The following is a 15548-nucleotide window of genomic DNA, read 5'->3' on the forward strand; positions in this document are numbered from 1 at the left end:
ACCACGGTCACATGAGCACACCCACCATCACCTCACTGGCTTTTCTCACCCCGGGCAACTTCGCCGACGACGACCCGTACACCGGTCTGGAGGAGACACTCCAACTCTTCGAGTACGGCGAGCGGTTGGGCTTCGACGGCGCCTGGATCCGCCAGCGCCACCTAGAACACGGCGTCGGCTCGGCCGCCGTGTTCCTCGCTGCGGCCGGCCAGCGCACCGAGCGGATCGAGCTGGGCACCGCGGTCATCCCGATCGGCTACGAGAGCCCGTTCCGCCTGGCCGAAGACCTGGCGCTGGCCGATGTACTGTCCCGCGGCCGCCTCCAGGCCGGCTTCAGCACCGGCATGCCGCACGCCGAACTGCTCGGCGACCTGGTGTACGACGGCGACTGGCGCGGCTTCGACCTGTCGTACGGCAGGATCGCCCGCCTCGTCGACAACCTGCGCGGCCACTACCTCGGTGGCCCGGACACCGTGATCCACTCGCCCGGCAACGTCCAACGCCCGCGGCTGCAGCCGCACAACCCCGCTCTGGTGCAGCGGATCTGGTACGGCGGAGGCAGCCTGGCCTCGGTCCGCTGGGCCGCCGAGAACGGTCTCAACCTGCTGTCCGGCAACATCGTCTCCGGCGAGGACACCGACGACTTCACCACCGCCCAGCTGAACCTGCTCTCCGAGTACCGGCGCAGCCTGGGCGACGACCGGCCGACGGCGCGCGTAGCGCTCGGGCGGGTGATCGTGCCGTTCGACAGCGCCGACGCGGCCACCCGGACCCGCTACCGGGACTACGCCGCCAGCCGGCACGAGCGCACCCTGAAGCCGCAGACCCTGGCCGCGCTCGGCCCGAAACGGTTCCTGTTCGCCCCGGACGTGGTCGGCACCGCGGAGCAGATCCTGGAACAGCTGGCGGCCGACCCCGTCCTCGCGCAGCTGTCGGAGCTGCGCCTTGAGCTGCCGTACGAGTTCCACCGGGAGGAGTACGAACAGATCCTCCACGACGTACGGCACCTGATCGCCCCCGAATTGGGCTGGCGCCCCGCTTCCCCGGTGTCGCAGGCAGCGAGCCGGTGAGCCCTGGTCCGCAGCGCCCAGTCCGCCTGGAGGTGCACACCCGCGAGCCGTTCGCCGAGGCCCACCGCCTCCCCGGCACCGGGGCGTACGAAGTGCTCACCGCCACCGCCCACTACGCCGTGGACCCGAGGGCAGCCGCCAACCACGCGATCCCCGACCTCGACTCGTACCCCCCGACGGCACCGGCAAGGTGCGCTTCAGCGGTGGGAACAGCTGTCTGATGCGCTGCGGCCACACGATCGTCTTCGGTGCCTGGCAGGGCGATCTGCTGCCGGGCGACGGACGACTGCTGCTCGACCTGCCCGTGGCGAGAAGGGGCGCGGACCTCGTGCGCGGCCTGACGACAGCCGAGTTCATCGTGGAGCAGCCCACCGGCCCGTTACCGCTGTCCCGCTGGTCGAGCGGCTCGGCGTCGTACCGGGATGTCGATGGTCCATCACCACCGTCCGCGCCGTTGACCGTCCCCGTGCGCCGTGACAAGGGCACCACGGCGGCCTCCCGGTTCCCGTCCGCAGCACTGAGGCCTGGGTGATGTTCCCGCACTCCCCCCGGTGTGCGGGGAGGAGTGCGAAGCGGACGGTGTCGGTGGGGGCGAGCGGTCAGGTCGCGAGGCCGGCCTTCGTCAGCCACTCCTTTGCGACGCTGCTGGCGTCCTCCTTGTCGTTGACGAGCTTCTTCATCATCTTCAGCAGGTCGTCGGTGGTGAGCTTGGCCGAGACGCCGTTGAGCGCCGCCTTGGCCGTGTCGTTGACCGCGGACTTGTAGACCAGTGGCGTGACGTTCTGCGAGGAGAAGAGGTTCTTCGGGTCCTCCAGTACCACCAGCTTGTCCTCGACGATGGCGGGATCGGTGGTGTAGATGTTCGCGGCCTGCACCTTGCCCGAGTTCAGCAGCTTGAGCAGGGTGCTCTGGGCGCCCGCGTCGAGCGGCTGGAACGTCCCGAACTCGACGCCGTAGATCTTCTTCAGACCGATCCAGCCCTGCGTACGCGTCTTGAACTCCGAGCCGGCGCCTATCGTCCACTTGCCGGCGACGGGCTTGAGGTCGGCGAGAGTCTTGAGGTTGTACTTCTTGGCCGTCTCCGCGGTGACCGTGACCGAGTCCTTGTCCTGGGCCTCGGCGGAGTCGAGGATCTCGACCGCCGACGGGAGCTTCTTCTTCAGCTCGGCGTTGATGTCCTCCGTGCCGGTCGCGGTGCTGGACTTGTCGACCGCCGTCGCCAGCAGGGCGCCGTTGTACTCCGGGAAGACCTGGATGCCGCCCTTGACCACCTGGTCGTAGTAGACCTCACGGGCCCCGATGTCGAACTTGCGGGTCACCTTCAGGCCCTTGGCCTCCAGGGCCTGGGCGTAGATCTCGGCGAGCAGCTGGTTCTCGGGGAAGTTCGCCGAGCCGACGACGATGGACTTGCCGTCGCCGCTGTCGCCGCCGCTGCCCGACAGCGGGTTGTCGTCGCTGTCACCGCCGCCTCCGCAGGCGGTCAGCGACAGGGCGGCGAACAGGGCGAAGGCGGCGCCGCGGTGGATGCCTCTCATGGGTGTTTCCTTTCTCGGAGCCCGAGGGCTCGGACAAACGCGAGGCTCGGACGAACTCACGTGTCGGACGAACTCGGCACGACGGCCTCAGGACTTGGCTGCCGAGACCCGCAGGCCCGGCGAGAGGATGACGCGCCGCAGCACGGTGAACAGGATCTGGACGACCAGCGCCAGGACGACCACGACCGTGGAGCCGCCGATGACCAGCTCGTAGTCGTTGCGGGACAACCCGTCGACGATGAACCGGCCCAGCCCGCCGAGACCCGGATAGGCAGCGACGGTCGCGGTCGCCACCACCTGGATCGCGGCGACCCTGAGGCCGAGAAGGATCAGCGGCAGCGCCATCGGCACCTCCACTCGCACCAGGACCTCCCACTCGGTCATCCCGACCCCGCGCGCGGCGTCCCTGGTGGCGGGGTCCACGCCCCGGACGCCCTCGAAGGTGTTGATGAGGATCGGCGGGACCGCGAGGGCGACCAGGGCGACCAGTACGGGAGTGGTGCTGAGCCCGGCAAGCGTGACGACGAGGACCACCAGGCCGAAGGTGGGGATCGCCCGCGCGAGGTTGGCGACGCTGGCCACGGCGAACGCCCCGCGGCCGGTGTGCCCGACGAGCAGGCCGAGCGTCAGGCCGATCAGGGCGGCGAACAGCAGCGACACGCCGCTGTAGGTGAGGTGCTCCAGCAGCCGCTGCGGGATTCCCTCCGCACCGTGCCACTGCTTGGAGGACGTCAACCAGTCCCCCACGAGGCCGAGTTGGTTCAGGAGGTCGTTCATGTCGCCGTCACCTTGCTCCGGGACCAGGGGGTGAGCAGCCGCTGCGCGAGGACGAGGAGCGCGTCGGTGGTGAGCGCGAGCAGCATGATCAGGACGATCGCGGTGACGATCGGGGTGGGGAAGTCGAGCTGGAGACCACGGGTGATGTAGTAGCCGAGGCCGCCCTGTCCGATCAGTTGTCCCACGGCGACGAGGCTGATGGAGGAGACGGCTGCGACGCGAACGCCGGCGATGACGACGGGTACGGCGATGGGCAGTTCGACCTGGACGACACGGCGTACCGGGCCGAATCCCAGCGCGGTGGCCGCCTGCCCAACCGGTTCAGGCACCGAGGCCAGCCCGTCCACGACGTTGGGCACCAGGACCGACAGCGTGTACAGCGTCAGCGGGATCATCACGGTGCGTTCCGTCAGTCCGGTGTACTTGACGAAGATCATGAACAGGGCCAGTGACGGGATCGAGTACAGGATGTTGGCCACGGTCAGCACCGGTGCGTAGAGCCATCGCCAGCGGTGGCAGAGGACGCCGAGCGGGACCGAGATGATCAGCCCGAACAGCACCGGCAGCAGGCCCAGTCGCAGGTGAATCGCGGTGTAGTCGGCCAGCTCGCCGATGTGGTCGCCGATCCAGTCCCACCGGACCAGCGGTTCACCGCCGCTCATTGCTCACCACCGCCCGGACCGGCGGCATCGGCAGCGTGCTCGGCCTTCGCAGGCGCCGGCTGCTCTCCGATCGCCGCCTCCGCCGCCGCGGGCACCTCACCCGCTTCGGGTCCCTCGGTGGTGGCCGCGACCGCGGCCAGTTCGTGCGCGTCCGCGACTCCGACGACGGCGCCGTCCGCGTCCACGCCCACCGCGAGTCGGGACGGCGACAGGAGGGCCGAGTCGAGAGCGGCCCGCGCCGAGTCGCCGACGAGGCTGAAGGTGTGGCCGAGCGGCTTGAGGAGCGCGTCGGTGAGGGTGCCGCTCTCCGGCAGCTCCGCGACCGCGGCCCAGCCGAGCGGTCTCCCTTCGCCGTCGACGACCAGCACCCACGGCTCGTCCGCCGCCCTGGCCCGTGCCACTGGAGCGGTCGTCGGCAGCACCGCGCCGTCGCGCAGCGGCACTTCGGCCGCCTTGACGAAGGAGAGCCGCCGAATGCCCCGGTCCTGTCCGACGAACCCGGCCACGAAGTCGTCGGCGGGCTGGGCGAGGAGCCGCTCGGGGGTGTCGAACTGGGCGAGTCTGCCGCCGGTACGGAACACCGCTATGTTGTCGCCGAGTTTGATCGCCTCGTCGATGTCGTGGGTGACGAACACGATCGTCTTGTGCAGCTCTTTCTGCAGCCGGATGAATTCCGCCTGGAGCTCCGCCCGCACGATCGGGTCGACCGCGCTGAACGGCTCGTCCATCAGCAGCACCGGCGGGTCGGCGCCCAGCGCCCTGGCCACGCCGACGCGCTGCTGCTGCCCGCCGGAGAGCTGGTTCGGGTAGCGCTTGGCCATCTCGGCCGGCAGGCCGACCAGTTCCAGCAGCTCCGCCGCCCGCGCCCGCGCCTTCTTCCGGCTCCAACCGAGCAGCAGCGGCACGGTCGCGATGTTGTCGAGGATGGTCCGGTGCGGGAACAGCCCGGCGTGCTGGATCACGTACCCGATGCCGCGGCGCAGCTCGGGGGCGTTGACCTCCCGTATGTCCCGGCCGCGCAGGCTCACCGTCCCGGCCGTCGGCTCCACCATGCGGTTGATCATGCGCAGGGTCGTGGTCTTGCCGCAGCCGGAGGGGCCGACCAGGACCGTGATGCCGCCCTCGGCGAATTCCAGGGACAGTTCGTCCACGGCTGTGGTGCCGTTCGGATAGTTCTTGCTCACCGCGTCGAATTTGATCAAGACTGCCCCTCACCTGACTGCATATGCCTATGCAGATTTTCGAGTGAGTGAATGGCAGTCAATGGCCGACTGTGAACGCCGCGTTACGTTCCTACGAAATCAGGCCAGGGGCGCCCGAAATGCCCCGTTCCACCACTGATGTTCCACTCACAATTGGCCTGCTCGAACGCAAGGAGACGCTCCATGGAACCGGTCTGGTTCACCTTCCTGAACGGCTCGGACATCGCACAGCTCGAACTGACCGATGACGAGATACTCGACGCCGTCGAGGACGGCCTGCGCGCCCAGGGCCTCGGGGAGACGGTCATCGAACCGCGCGTCCACCTCGTGCCCGACCCGGCCTTCAACGGCCACTTCAACGTCCTGCGCGGCTACATAGCGCCGCTCGCGCTGGCCGGTGTCAAGATCGTGGGCGACTACGTGGGCAACTACCGGCAGGGCCTGCCCTCCGAGATGGCGCTGCTCAACCTCTTCGACCCGCGCACCGGTATGCCGGTGGCCGTTCTCGACGCCACGGCCATCACCGAGATGCGCACCGGCGCCCTCACCGCGCTCGGGGCACGTCATCTGGCCCGCCCGGACGCCAGGGTGCTCGGACACATCGGCGCCCGCGCCACCTCGTACTGGAACGTCCGCCTGCTCGACCGGGTCTTCGACCTCACCGAGATCCGTGTCCACTCGCGCCGCCCCGAGAGCCGGGAGGCCTTCGCCGAGCGGCTGCGGCGGGAGCTGGGCAAGCCCGTCCTCGTGACCGAGGACTGGAAGGCCTGCGTGGAGGGCGCGGACATCGTCGTGGAGGCGTCCCGGCTGGAGCGCCCGGAGCCGCTGCTGAAGACCGAGTGGATCGCCCCCGGCGCCCTCGTCGTGCCCTACGGAACGAACAGCGCTGTCGAACTCTCCCTCACGGACGTGATGGACAAGATCGTCGTAGACGACTGGGGCCAGGCGCACGCCGGACCGTTCGGCGCGCTGCGCGCTCATGTCGACAGCGGCAGACTCGACGAGACCAATCTGCACGCCGAGTTGGGCGAGATCGTGGCCGGTCGCAAGCCCGGCAGGGAGAGCGCGGACGAGACGAACCTGTTCTGGCACCGCGGGCTTTCCCTCTCCGACATCGCGCTGGGTGCGGCCATGCTGAAGAAGGCCGAAGAGCGCGGCCTCGGCCAGAAGCTGCGGTTCTCATGACGCGGATCGTCATCGACGGGCGGACGCTGTCCTACGAGGACGTCGTCGCCGTCGCCCAGCACGGCGCCGAGGTCATTCTGGCGGACGAGGTGCTCCCCCGTCTCACCCGCGACCGGGCCGTCGTCGACGACGTCGTCGACCGCCAGGTACCGACGTACGGGCTGACGACAGGGCTCGGCACCCGGGCGTCGTACGCACTGCCACGCGAGGAACTGGAGGAGTTCAGCGTCCGCACCGTCCGGGGCCGGGCCAACGCGGTCGGCGATCCGCTGCCGGTCCCCCTCGTACGCGCCGCCGTCCTCGCCCGCGTCAACGGCATCGCCGGCGGAGGCAGCGGGGTCCGCCCGGAGATCGCGCGACTGCTCGTGGACATGCTCAACGCGCGTGTCCATCCCGTGATCCCCGAGGTGGGGTCGATCGGCGCCTCCGATCTCTGCCAGATGGCCCATGTCGGCCTGGTCGTCATCGGTGAGGGCAGCGCCGAGCTCGCAGGTGAGGTGCTCGACGGCGATACGGCACTGCGGCAGGCCGGGCTCGCTCCTGCCGCACTCGGCCCCAAGGACGGCCATGTGCTGTGCAGCGCCAGCCCGCTGGCGGCCGGGCCGGGTGCCCTCGCCCTGCACGAGGCGGCCGCCGTGCTCACACTGGCCCAGGCAGTCACGGCTCTGACCTATGAAGGTTTCCGGGCGAACACGAGCCCGCTCGATGCCCGCGTACGGAACCTGCGCGCCGCCCCCGGTCAGTCTCGCGCGGCCGCCGAACTGCTCGCCCTGCTGGACGGCGGCCTGCTGGGCGACCCCCGGCACGCGCGCCGCGTCCAGGATCCCATCAGCCTGCGCTGCGCGGCCCAGGTGCACGGGGCCCTGCACACCGCACTGGACTTCGCCGACGCAGCGCTCCGACCGGAACTGAACGGCTGCGGCGACAATCCCGTGGTGCTGGCCGATACCCGCGAGATCCTCTCCTCCGGCAACTTCCACACCCCGGCCCTGGCCCTCGCCTTCGACACCCTCGCGCTGGCCCTGACGCAGACCGCGTCGCTCTCCGCCGAGCGCATGCGTCGGCTGCTCGCCCCCGCTGTGAGCGGACTGCCCGCCAACCTGTCGCCGTACGGTCCGGAGCGCTCCGGCTTCGCACCGCTGACGAAGACGGCGCAGGCACTCGTCGCCGAGATCCGCATGCTGTCCGTACCGGTGTGCACCGACCCCCGCCATGGCGCCGACTCCGTCGAGGACGACTCGACCAACGCGGCGCTCGGGGCACGGCGGCTGGCCACGATCCTCGTCCGACTACGGCAGTTGCTCGCCGTGGAGGCCGTCGTCGCCGCCCAGGCCGTGGACCTGGCCGCTCCGTCCGCCCTGGGACGGGGACCTCGGCTGCTGCACCGGGCAATCCGGGAGGTCGTGCCCCACCTGGACGACGACCGGCCCTGCGGGATGGACGTGGAGGCGGTGCACCACGACGTCCTGGGTTCCGACGATGTCCGCAGCGCACTACGCACCACGTCGACCGGAACGGAAGAAATGTCATGACCGACATCGACGTGCACCAACATCTGTGGAGCCCCCAGCTGGTGGCGGCCTTGCGATCCCGCGGCACACCGCCGTTCCTCGACGGCTGGACGCTGTTCCTGGACGGTGAGCCGCCCTACGAGATCCCGCCCGCCGACCACGACGTGACACGGCGCGCAGAACTCGCGTCCGCCGACGGCCTCGGCCGGGCGCTCGTCTCGCTCTCCGCCCCGATCGGCGTGGAGTGGCTGCCCTCGGCGCAGGCACGCCCCCTGCTCGACGCCTACCATCAGGGCGCGGCCGCGCTCCCCGAGCCGTTCGGGGCGTGGGCCGCCGCCTGCGTACGGGACATCGACGCGAAAGTGACGGCCGAGGACCTCGACCAGGGGTTCGTAGGTCTCCAGCTACCGGCGAACGCCCTTGCCGACGCCGTCGGTTACGCGCGGTGCGCCCCGCTGCTCGACCTGCTCGAAGAACGTGACCTCCCGCTGTTCGTCCACCCGGGGCCCGCGGCCGGTGATTCCTCGGGGCCCGGTTGGTGGCCTGCGATGGTCCCCTACGTCCAGCAGATGCACTCGGCCTGGTTCGCCTTCCGGGCCTTCGGCCGTGCGCACCATCCGCGGCTTCGGGTGTGCTTCGCGCTCCTGGCCGGGCTCGCTCCGCTGCACGGGGAGCGCTTCGCCGCCCGAAGCGACGGGGGTGGCATCGGGGTGGACCCGAATGTGTTCGTCGAGACGTCCTCGTACGGTCCGCGCGCCGTCGAAGCGATCACCCGCGCCCTCGGTACGGACGCCGTCGTCCAGGGCTCTGACCGGCCCTACGCGGAGCCGCCGAAACAGCCCGGATTCGGTCTGGGCAGAGAGGCGGCATACGCCTTCCGCATCGCCAATCCGCGACGACTGCTCACCGGCGACAGCCATGACAGTCGATCGTCCATCCGATGAGACAACCGGCCACGGGCCGCACGAAGGAATGACCATGAACGCGATCGCGATCGACACCACCGCCCTCGCCGAACTCGGCGTGCAGGACCGTCCGTTCCTGCCCGAGGAGTGTGCCGACCGGGCCCGCCGCGCGGCGGCTTTCGTCGACACCACCGCACTCGACCGCTCCGGCCCCGGCTCGTATCTCCTGCTGTGGCGGACCGAGCACTCCGAGGCGTGGCTGAACACCTGGTGGGAGTCGCGCGACACCGGTTACCACGATCACCAGGGATCCTGTGTCGGCGTGCACGTGATCGAAGGCACCGCGTGGCAGGAGGGCTTGCCTGTGGGCGGTCCGCGCCGCGCCCGGCGGTACGAGCCGGGCGAGTCGTTCTCCTTCCCCGGCTCGGGAATCCACCGGATGGACCACGACGCCGGTGCCGTCACCATCCACGTCTACTCGCCGCCCCTGCAAGCCATCGGACACTACGAGGTCATCGACGGTGAACTGCACCGCACTCCGGGCCTGCCGGATGAGAGCTCACCCGCGAGCCCCCATCTGCTCGACGCCCTTAACCTAATCCGTCGGTGACCAGGGAGCCCCGGACGGACCGCACCGGCCAATTCTGCACAAGGCAGTCAGGCGGGGCTCGCACTGACGACACCCCACCCGAGCCCCGCCAGCGGTCGATCGACGACCTGCTGGCCCGCGCCCGCACCCACCTCGACCGGTTCACTCCCCGGCAGGCGGCCCGTGAACTCGCCGACGGCGCCCTTCTGGTGGACGTCCGCACCGACCTGGTGTGCCGGGCGGAGGGCGAGACCCCCGGCTCGCTGGTGATGGACCGCAACGTGGTGGAGTGGCGGCTCGACCCCTGCAGCACCTGGCACATCGAGGAAGCCGATGACCACTCCCTGCGCTCCATTGCCATGTGCTCGCAGGGCTAGATGTCGAGCATGGCAGCGGCCGGACCGCACGATCTCAGCCTGCTGCGGACCACCGACATCATCGGCGGTTACGAGGCCTGGCGCGCTGCGGGTCTGCCGGTGGTGCCCGGCGGCACGATGCCCGGCTCATACGTGGCCGCGGTACCGTCCCCGATCAGCCTCGACCCGGGCGGGCAGCGCATGCTGGTCGACGGTGCCCCCGTCGCCCTGACCCCGCTGGAGTTCCGGCTGCTGACCACGCTCCTGCGGGGCAACGCCGGGTGATCGCTCGCGAGGACCTGCGCACGGGCCTGGGCGAATGGGCCGGCGGCACCAGCCGCTCCGTCGACCTCCACATCCACCGCATCCGCCGCAAACTCGGCCCCCGCGCCGCGTCCCTCCTCACCACGAAACGGGTCTCGGCTTCCGCCTGCGCGCCAAGCCCGCACCGACCGCAGGGCCCTGAACCCTCTTGGGAACATCACTACGCTTCTTGATCGCCAGGCGGCCCTCGTACTCGCCGTCGCCGCCTCCGGCTCACCTGAGCGCGAGCCGAGTGGCCGTACCCCGCGGCACTCGACTCAGGCGACTGGGGGTTGACAGAACAAGGTTCTGACCAGCCTCTTCACAGAAGTTCTTCCGCCTGACAGAAGCCGTCTTGCCGAGCCGATGCAAGCCTCACGACCCTGATTCCAACCACGGCACGCGGGGCGAGGGCGCCCCGCCGACAGGGACGGGAACTGCCATGCCGCACATGACCGCTTTCGCCAGGAACCAGTGGTACGTAGCCGCCTACAGTCACGAGGTAGGGCGCGAGGAGTTGCTCGGACGGACGATTCTGGGTGAGCCGCTGGTGTTCTACCGGACCGAGGAGGACGGCACGCCCGTCGTGCTGCACGACCGCTGTGTGCACCGCCGTTACCCGTTGTCCGAGAGCCGGTTGGACGGCGACCGGATCGTGTGCGGCTATCACGGCTTCACCTACGACACGACCGGCGCCTGCGTGTACGTGCCGGGACAGAAGCGCGTTCCGCGCACCGCGCGGGTCACCTCCTACCCGGTCGTCGAGCAGGACTCCCTGGTGTGGGTGTGGATCGGGGACCCGACGCTCGCCGACCCGCAGACGATTCCGCGGGCCCGTCACCTCGACTCCCCCGGCTGGACGACCGTCCGGGGCATGGAGCCCATCGACGCCGACTACGGGCTCCTCGTCGACAACCTCCTCGACCTGTCCCACGAGACGTATCTGCACGGTGGCTACATCGGCACCCCCGAGGTCGCGGAGACGCCGATCACCACCGAGGTGGACGAGGGCGCGGGGATCGTGCGGGTGAGCCGGCACATGGACGACGCCGCGTGCCCGCCGTTCTACGCCCGCTCGACCGGGATCGAGGGGCGGATCACGCGGTGGCAGGACATCGAGTACCACGCGCCCTGCCTGTATCTGCTGCACAGCCGGATCGCCCCGGTCGGTGTGCTGCCGGAGGCGGACGGCAGCGACCCGAACGGCTTCCACACCGAGATCACGTACGCCATCACCCCGTCCGCCGACGGCAAGGTGTACGACTTCTGGATGGTCTCGCGGGACTGGGCGATCGAGGACAGCGAGGTCACCGAGTTTTTGCGCGGCAACAACCACACGGTGGTCATGCAGGACGTCGACGCGCTCAACCTCCTTCAGCGGACGCTCGGTTCGGAGCGCACCGGCTACCAGGAGCTGAGCATCAACATCGACACCGGTGGCCTGGCCGCCCGTCGCATCCTCGCCCGGCTGGTCGAGGAGGGCGACAAGCCCGTGGAGAAGGTGCTGTGAGCGGGTTGTCGTCGACAGGGCCGCGCGAGATCTACCGCATCGACTGGCTGCCGGGCACCGACGTCCTGCACGGCACCTGCCACTGCGGGGCCGAGCACAGCGCCCAGGACCCGGTCGAGATGTGGGAGTGGATGCTCGGCCACCCGGAAGGGCACTCGGATGGCCACCAGTCACGAGGAAGCGACTCATGAGCGTGTACGAGACCGAACTCGTTGTTCAGGGCAGGGAGTTCGCCGCGGACGGGGTGCTCGCCCTGACTCTGCGGCACCCCCTGGGCGAGGAGCTTCCGGGCTGGGAGCCGGGCGCCCATGTCGACGTGGTCCTCGGGCCGGACCTGGAACGGCAGTACTCGCTGTGCGGCGATCCCGCGGACCGGACGGCCTGGCGGGTAGCCGTGCTGCGCGAGCCGGACGGGCGCGGTGGATCCTCGTATGTGCACGAGCGGTTGGGGCTGGGCCACACGGTGCGGGTGCGCGGTCCGCGCAACCACTTCGCACTGCGGCCCGCCCCGTCCTACCGCTTCGTCGCGGGCGGCATCGGCATCACCCCCATCCTGCCGATGCTGGCCGCGGCCGAGGCGGCGGGCGCCGAGTGGAGCCTGCTCTACGGCGGCCGCACCCGCGGGTCCATGGCATTCACCGAGGAGTTGGACGGGTACGGCGACCGCGTCACGATCGCCCCCCAGGACGAGTCGGGTCTGCTGGACCTCGCGTCCGTGCTCGACGACGTACCCGAGGGCACCCTCGTGTACTGCTGCGGCCCCGAGGCACTGCTGGACGCGGTGGAGCAGCGGTGCCCGGCCGGGGCGCTGCACGTCGAACGCTTCCAGCCGAAGGCCCGAGCAGTGGGCGGGGACAGCGAGTTCGAGGTCGAGCTGGCCCGCAGCGGCCGGACGCTCAGCGTCCCCGCGGACGTGTCGGTCCTGGACACCGTGCGCCAGGCCGGTGTCGAGGTGCTCTTCTCCTGCACGGAGGGGACCTGCGGGACCTGCGAGACGGACGTCCTCGAAGGCACCCCGGACCACCGGGACTCGGTGCTCAGCGACGAGGAACGGGAAGCCGGCGAGACCATGCTCATCTGTGTGTCCCGGTGCCGGGGCAAGCGGCTCGTGCTGGACCTGTGACGCGCGCGCGGCAGCGGGAAGGAATCGCCCGGGCGCAGGCCACTGAACCGGCCCGGGATCGGCTCGGGGGTCCTTACCGGGCCGCCCACAGACCCCGTACGTGGCCGAGGTGACGGGTCATCACCTCGCGCACCGCGTCCCCGTCCCGGGCCGTCAGCGCGTCGAGGAGTTCCAGGTGTTCCTGGGCGGAGGCCAGCAGGCGCCCCGCCTCCAGGAGGGCGGTGAGGCCGTAGAGGCGGGAACGCCCCCGGAGGTCGCCGACGACCTCGACGAGGTGCGCGTTGCCTGCCAGGGCGAGCAGACCGAGGTGGAAGCGGGTGTCGGCCTCGACGTACCCGATGAGGTCACCGGCCACGGCGGCCCGCACGATCTCCCGGGCCGCGGGGCGCAACGCCTCCAGCGAGACGGGGTCGGCCGTCGTCGCCAGGCCCACCACAGTGGGGATCTCGATGAGCGCGCGGATGTGGGTGTACTCGTCGAGCTGTTTCTCGGAGACCGCGGTGACCCGGAAGCCCTTGTTGGGGACGGTGTCGACCAGGCCCTCCTTGGCCAGGTCCAGCATGGCCTCGCGGACCGGCGTCGCCGAGACACCGAAGCGGGCGGCGAGCGTCGGCGCGGAGTAGACCTGCCCCGGCCGCAGTTCACCGGCGATCAGCGCGGCCCGCAGGGCGTCCGCGACCCGCTCCCGGTAGCTGTGCTTCTTGCCGCCGAGGGACGGCAGGGCCGGGGCACCCGCGGTGGGGGCGCTGGTGCGCTGGGCGGCCATGGGGGTCTCCTCGCTGTGCTGTCGTGCTGTGCTGTCGTGCTGTGCAATGTCATGCGGTACCCGTCATTGTCGTCGAGATCTACAGGACGAATCCCGCCGGGAACGGGTCGGTCGGGTCGAGCAGGTACTGGGCGGTGCCGGTGATCCAGGCTCGGCCCGTAAAGCTGGGCAGGACCGCGGGGCGGCCGGCCACCTCGGTGGTGCCGAGGAGACGGCCGGTGAATTGGGTGCCGATGAAGGACTCGTTCACGAACTCGGTGTGCAGGGGCAGTTCACCGCGCGCGTGCAGCTGCGCCATGCGCGCGCTGGTGCCCGTACCGCACGGCGAGCGGTCGAACCAACCGGGGTGGATCGCCATCGCGTGCCGTGAGTGGCGGGCGGTGGCGCCCGGGGCGACCAGGTGGACGTGGTGGCAGCCGCGGATGGTGGGGTCCTCCGGGTGAACGGGCTCCTCCTCGGCGTTGATCGCCGCCATGAGGGACAGCCCGGCCTGGAGGATGTCGTCCTTGCGGGCACGGTCGAAGGGCAGCCCGAACTGCTCGAGCGGCAGGATGGCGTAGAAGTTGCCGCCGTAGGCCATGTCGTAGGTGACTGTCCGTCCGTCGGCCAGTGCGATCTTGCGGTCGAGGGCGACGACGAAGGAGGGGACGTTGGCGAGGGTGACCGCCGTGGCGGCGCCGTCCGTCACCGCCACCTCGGCGACGACCAGCCCGGCCGGGGTGTCCAGCCGGATCGTGGTGACCGGCTCGACGACCTCGACCATCCCGGTCTCCACCAGCACGGTGGCCACTCCGATGGTGCCGTGCCCGCACATCGGCAGATAGCCGGAGACCTCGATGTAGACGACACCCCAGTCGCAGTCGGGGCGGGTGGGCGGCTGGAGGATGGCGCCGCTCATCGCCGAGTGCCCGCGTGGCTCGTTCATCAGGAACTGTGTGATGTCGTCGCGGTGCGCGCGGAAGTGGAGGCGCCGCTCGTTCATGGTCGCGCCGGGGATCGTGCCGATGCCGCCGGTGACGACCCGGGTGGGCATGCCCTCGGTGTGCGAGTCGACGGCGTGCAGGACGAGTGTGCTGCGCATGACGCTCCTGGTGCTCCGGGACGGCAGGGCGAGGCTGGGTCGGGCGGTTCGGCTCAGGTCAGTCCGGCGGCGACGGCCTTCTCGGTGGCGGCGCGGACGGCGCTCTCCTGGTCCGGCGCCAGCGGGACGCGGGGCGGACGCACGGGGCCGCCGGGTCGGCCCACGATGTCCATGGACAACTTGATGGCCTGCACGAACTCGACCTGGGAGTCCCAGCGCAGGAGGGGATGCAGCTGCTCGTACAGCTTCTTGGCGGTGCCGAGGTCTCCCTCGGTGGCCGCGCGGTACAACTCCACGCTCGCGGCGGGCAGCGCGTTCGGGTAACCGGCCACCCAGCCCTTTGCGCCCGCGATGGCGAGCTCCAGCAGGACGTCGTCGGCGCCGATCAACAGGTCCAGTTCCGGGGCGAGTTCAGCCAGCCGGTAGGCGCGGCGGACGTCCCCGGAGAACTCCTTGACCGCGTGGATGTATCCCTCGCCGTGCAGGCGGGCGAGCAGTTCCGGCACGAGGTCGACCTTGGTGTCGATGGGATTGTTGTACGCCACGATCGGCACGCCGGCCTCGGCGACCGCCGCGTAGTGCGCCAGCACCGAACGCTCGTCGGCACGGTAGGCGTTGGGCGGCAGCAGCATCACGGACCGGCAGCCCGCGTCGCTGGCCTGTTCGGCCCAGCGGCGGGCCTCGGCGGAGCCGTAGGCGGCGACGCCGGGCATCACGCGTGCCCCGCCGACGGCCGCCACGGCCGTCTCGACGACCTTGGCCCGCTCCTCGGGGGTGAGTACCTGGTACTCACCGAGTGAGCCGTTCGGCACGACCCCGTCACAGCCGTTGTCGATCAGCCAGACGCAGTGCTCGGCGTAGGCGTCGTGGTCGACGGAGAGGTCCTCGCGCAGCGGGAGGGCGGTGGCGACGAGAACGCCGCGCCAGGGGCGGAGGTCGGTGGCGGTCATCTGAGGTTCCCTCTCACTAGGGT

The 15548-nt window shown here is 70.4% G+C and carries 19 protein-coding genes; 12 read left to right on the forward strand and 7 right to left on the reverse strand.

Annotated elements, in window-relative coordinates; translation table 11 throughout:
* The first annotated feature begins 11 nt into the window (after positions 1 to 11).
* The 3 genes from ACFYRY_RS06685 to ACFYRY_RS06695 are packed head-to-tail and all read left to right on the forward strand — an operon-like array spanning position 12 to position 1602.
* Positions 12 to 1070: an LLM class flavin-dependent oxidoreductase gene (locus ACFYRY_RS06685; RefSeq protein ID WP_389140749.1), complete on the forward strand. Its 1059-nt coding sequence runs from the start codon at positions 12 to 14 to the stop codon at positions 1068 to 1070.
* Entirely contained in the window at positions 1067 to 1291 is a 225-nt protein-coding gene (locus tag ACFYRY_RS06690; protein WP_389140751.1) for a hypothetical protein, read from the forward strand. The genes ACFYRY_RS06685 and ACFYRY_RS06690 overlap by 4 nt, the downstream gene beginning before the upstream one ends.
* Positions 1291 to 1602, forward strand: coding sequence for a hypothetical protein (locus tag ACFYRY_RS06695; RefSeq protein ID WP_389140753.1), 312 nt, complete (start codon positions 1291 to 1293; stop codon positions 1600 to 1602). Before ACFYRY_RS06690 ends, ACFYRY_RS06695 begins: the two co-directional genes overlap by 1 nt.
* Before the next feature lie 67 nt (positions 1603 to 1669).
* Here the strand turns inward: ACFYRY_RS06695 and ACFYRY_RS06700 are convergent, their stop codons facing one another.
* The 4 genes from ACFYRY_RS06700 to ACFYRY_RS06715 form a co-directional block, all read right to left on the reverse strand.
* A complete protein-coding gene (locus ACFYRY_RS06700; RefSeq protein WP_389141118.1) occupies positions 1670 to 2596 on the reverse strand; it encodes an ABC transporter substrate-binding protein in 927 nt (308 codons plus the stop codon).
* A gap of 96 nt (positions 2597 to 2692) precedes the next feature.
* The gene (locus ACFYRY_RS06705; RefSeq protein WP_389140755.1) at positions 2693 to 3382 is read right to left on the reverse strand and encodes an ABC transporter permease; all 690 of its coding nucleotides are present in this window, start codon (positions 3380 to 3382) and stop codon (positions 2693 to 2695) included.
* Positions 3379 to 4044, reverse strand: a complete 666-nt coding sequence (locus ACFYRY_RS06710) for an ABC transporter permease (protein ID WP_389140757.1) — start codon at positions 4042 to 4044, stop codon at positions 3379 to 3381. Before ACFYRY_RS06710 ends, ACFYRY_RS06705 begins: the two co-directional genes overlap by 4 nt.
* Positions 4041 to 5246 (reverse strand): ABC transporter ATP-binding protein, encoded by a 1206-nt coding sequence (locus ACFYRY_RS06715; protein WP_389140759.1) that lies wholly within the window; start codon positions 5244 to 5246, stop codon positions 4041 to 4043. The genes ACFYRY_RS06710 and ACFYRY_RS06715 overlap by 4 nt, the downstream gene beginning before the upstream one ends.
* Before the next feature lie 183 nt (positions 5247 to 5429).
* On the opposite strand from ACFYRY_RS06715, the gene ACFYRY_RS06720 reads away from it, so the two are divergent.
* The 9 genes from ACFYRY_RS06720 (at position 5430) to ACFYRY_RS06760 (ending at position 12728) form a co-directional block, all read left to right on the forward strand.
* Positions 5430 to 6431: an ornithine cyclodeaminase family protein gene (locus ACFYRY_RS06720; RefSeq protein ID WP_389140761.1), complete on the forward strand. Its 1002-nt coding sequence runs from the start codon at positions 5430 to 5432 to the stop codon at positions 6429 to 6431.
* Positions 6428 to 7963, forward strand: coding sequence for a histidine ammonia-lyase (gene hutH, locus ACFYRY_RS06725; RefSeq protein WP_389140763.1), 1536 nt, complete (start codon positions 6428 to 6430; stop codon positions 7961 to 7963). The genes ACFYRY_RS06720 and hutH overlap by 4 nt, the downstream gene beginning before the upstream one ends.
* Positions 7960 to 8886 carry an amidohydrolase family protein gene (locus ACFYRY_RS06730; protein ID WP_389140764.1) on the forward strand — a complete coding sequence of 309 codons (927 nt, stop codon included), beginning with the start codon at positions 7960 to 7962 and terminating at the stop codon, positions 8884 to 8886. Before hutH ends, ACFYRY_RS06730 begins: the two co-directional genes overlap by 4 nt.
* Positions 8887 to 8920: 34 nt before the next feature.
* The gene (locus ACFYRY_RS06735; protein WP_389140766.1) at positions 8921 to 9457 is read left to right on the forward strand and encodes a hypothetical protein; all 537 of its coding nucleotides are present in this window, start codon (positions 8921 to 8923) and stop codon (positions 9455 to 9457) included.
* Positions 9454 to 9813: a sulfurtransferase gene (locus ACFYRY_RS06740; protein ID WP_389140768.1), complete on the forward strand. Its 360-nt coding sequence runs from the start codon at positions 9454 to 9456 to the stop codon at positions 9811 to 9813. The genes ACFYRY_RS06735 and ACFYRY_RS06740 overlap by 4 nt, the downstream gene beginning before the upstream one ends.
* A 9-nt stretch (positions 9814 to 9822) precedes the next feature.
* Positions 9823 to 10077, forward strand: coding sequence for a hypothetical protein (locus ACFYRY_RS06745; protein WP_389140769.1), 255 nt, complete (start codon positions 9823 to 9825; stop codon positions 10075 to 10077).
* 460 nt (positions 10078 to 10537) lie between these two features.
* On the forward strand, positions 10538 to 11605 hold the full coding sequence (locus ACFYRY_RS06750) for a Rieske 2Fe-2S domain-containing protein (RefSeq protein WP_389140771.1): 1068 nt from the start codon (positions 10538 to 10540) through the stop codon (positions 11603 to 11605).
* Positions 11602 to 11796, forward strand: coding sequence for a hypothetical protein (locus ACFYRY_RS06755; protein WP_389140773.1), 195 nt, complete (start codon positions 11602 to 11604; stop codon positions 11794 to 11796). Before ACFYRY_RS06750 ends, ACFYRY_RS06755 begins: the two co-directional genes overlap by 4 nt.
* Positions 11793 to 12728 (forward strand): PDR/VanB family oxidoreductase, encoded by a 936-nt coding sequence (locus ACFYRY_RS06760; protein ID WP_389140775.1) that lies wholly within the window; start codon positions 11793 to 11795, stop codon positions 12726 to 12728. The genes ACFYRY_RS06755 and ACFYRY_RS06760 overlap by 4 nt, the downstream gene beginning before the upstream one ends.
* 73 nt (positions 12729 to 12801) lie before the next feature.
* Here ACFYRY_RS06760 and ACFYRY_RS06765 read toward each other — a convergent pair whose 3' ends face one another.
* From ACFYRY_RS06765 to ACFYRY_RS06775, 3 genes are all read right to left on the reverse strand, one after another.
* Positions 12802 to 13494, reverse strand: a complete 693-nt coding sequence (locus tag ACFYRY_RS06765) for a GntR family transcriptional regulator (RefSeq protein ID WP_389140777.1) — start codon at positions 13492 to 13494, stop codon at positions 12802 to 12804.
* A gap of 79 nt (positions 13495 to 13573) precedes the next feature.
* The gene (locus ACFYRY_RS06770) at positions 13574 to 14575 is read right to left on the reverse strand and encodes a proline racemase family protein (protein WP_389140779.1); all 1002 of its coding nucleotides are present in this window, start codon (positions 14573 to 14575) and stop codon (positions 13574 to 13576) included.
* A gap of 53 nt (positions 14576 to 14628) precedes the next feature.
* A complete protein-coding gene (locus ACFYRY_RS06775) occupies positions 14629 to 15525 on the reverse strand; it encodes a dihydrodipicolinate synthase family protein (RefSeq protein ID WP_389140781.1) in 897 nt (298 codons plus the stop codon).
* Between the last annotated feature and the right edge of the window lie 23 nt (positions 15526 to 15548).

Source organism: Streptomyces sp. NPDC005263 (assembly GCF_042872365.1).
In the GTDB taxonomy this organism is placed as follows: Bacteria; Actinomycetota; Actinomycetes; order Streptomycetales; family Streptomycetaceae; genus Streptomyces.

What these genes read in the sequence shown, in the direction of transcription:
- ACFYRY_RS06705 (WP_389140755.1), bottom strand. Translation starts at nt 3,382, where the DNA reads ATGAACGACCTCCTGAACCAACTCGGCCTCGTGGGGGACTGGTTGACG.
- ACFYRY_RS06685 (WP_389140749.1), top strand. Translation starts at nt 12, where the DNA reads ATGAGCACACCCACCATCACCTCACTGGCTTTTCTCACCCCGGGCAAC.
- ACFYRY_RS06720 (WP_389140761.1), top strand. Translation starts at nt 5,430, where the DNA reads ATGGAACCGGTCTGGTTCACCTTCCTGAACGGCTCGGACATCGCACAG.
- ACFYRY_RS06765 (WP_389140777.1), bottom strand. Translation starts at nt 13,494, where the DNA reads ATGGCCGCCCAGCGCACCAGCGCCCCCACCGCGGGTGCCCCGGCCCTG.
- ACFYRY_RS06735 (WP_389140766.1), top strand. Translation starts at nt 8,921, where the DNA reads ATGAACGCGATCGCGATCGACACCACCGCCCTCGCCGAACTCGGCGTG.
- ACFYRY_RS06695 (WP_389140753.1), top strand. Translation starts at nt 1,291, where the DNA reads ATGCGCTGCGGCCACACGATCGTCTTCGGTGCCTGGCAGGGCGATCTG.
- ACFYRY_RS06710 (WP_389140757.1), bottom strand. Translation starts at nt 4,044, where the DNA reads ATGAGCGGCGGTGAACCGCTGGTCCGGTGGGACTGGATCGGCGACCAC.
- ACFYRY_RS06770 (WP_389140779.1), bottom strand. Translation starts at nt 14,575, where the DNA reads ATGCGCAGCACACTCGTCCTGCACGCCGTCGACTCGCACACCGAGGGC.
- hutH (WP_389140763.1), top strand. Translation starts at nt 6,428, where the DNA reads ATGACGCGGATCGTCATCGACGGGCGGACGCTGTCCTACGAGGACGTC.
- ACFYRY_RS06730 (WP_389140764.1), top strand. Translation starts at nt 7,960, where the DNA reads ATGACCGACATCGACGTGCACCAACATCTGTGGAGCCCCCAGCTGGTG.
- ACFYRY_RS06750 (WP_389140771.1), top strand. Translation starts at nt 10,538, where the DNA reads ATGCCGCACATGACCGCTTTCGCCAGGAACCAGTGGTACGTAGCCGCC.
- ACFYRY_RS06745 (WP_389140769.1), top strand. Translation starts at nt 9,823, where the DNA reads ATGGCAGCGGCCGGACCGCACGATCTCAGCCTGCTGCGGACCACCGAC.
- ACFYRY_RS06760 (WP_389140775.1), top strand. Translation starts at nt 11,793, where the DNA reads ATGAGCGTGTACGAGACCGAACTCGTTGTTCAGGGCAGGGAGTTCGCC.
- ACFYRY_RS06775 (WP_389140781.1), bottom strand. Translation starts at nt 15,525, where the DNA reads ATGACCGCCACCGACCTCCGCCCCTGGCGCGGCGTTCTCGTCGCCACC.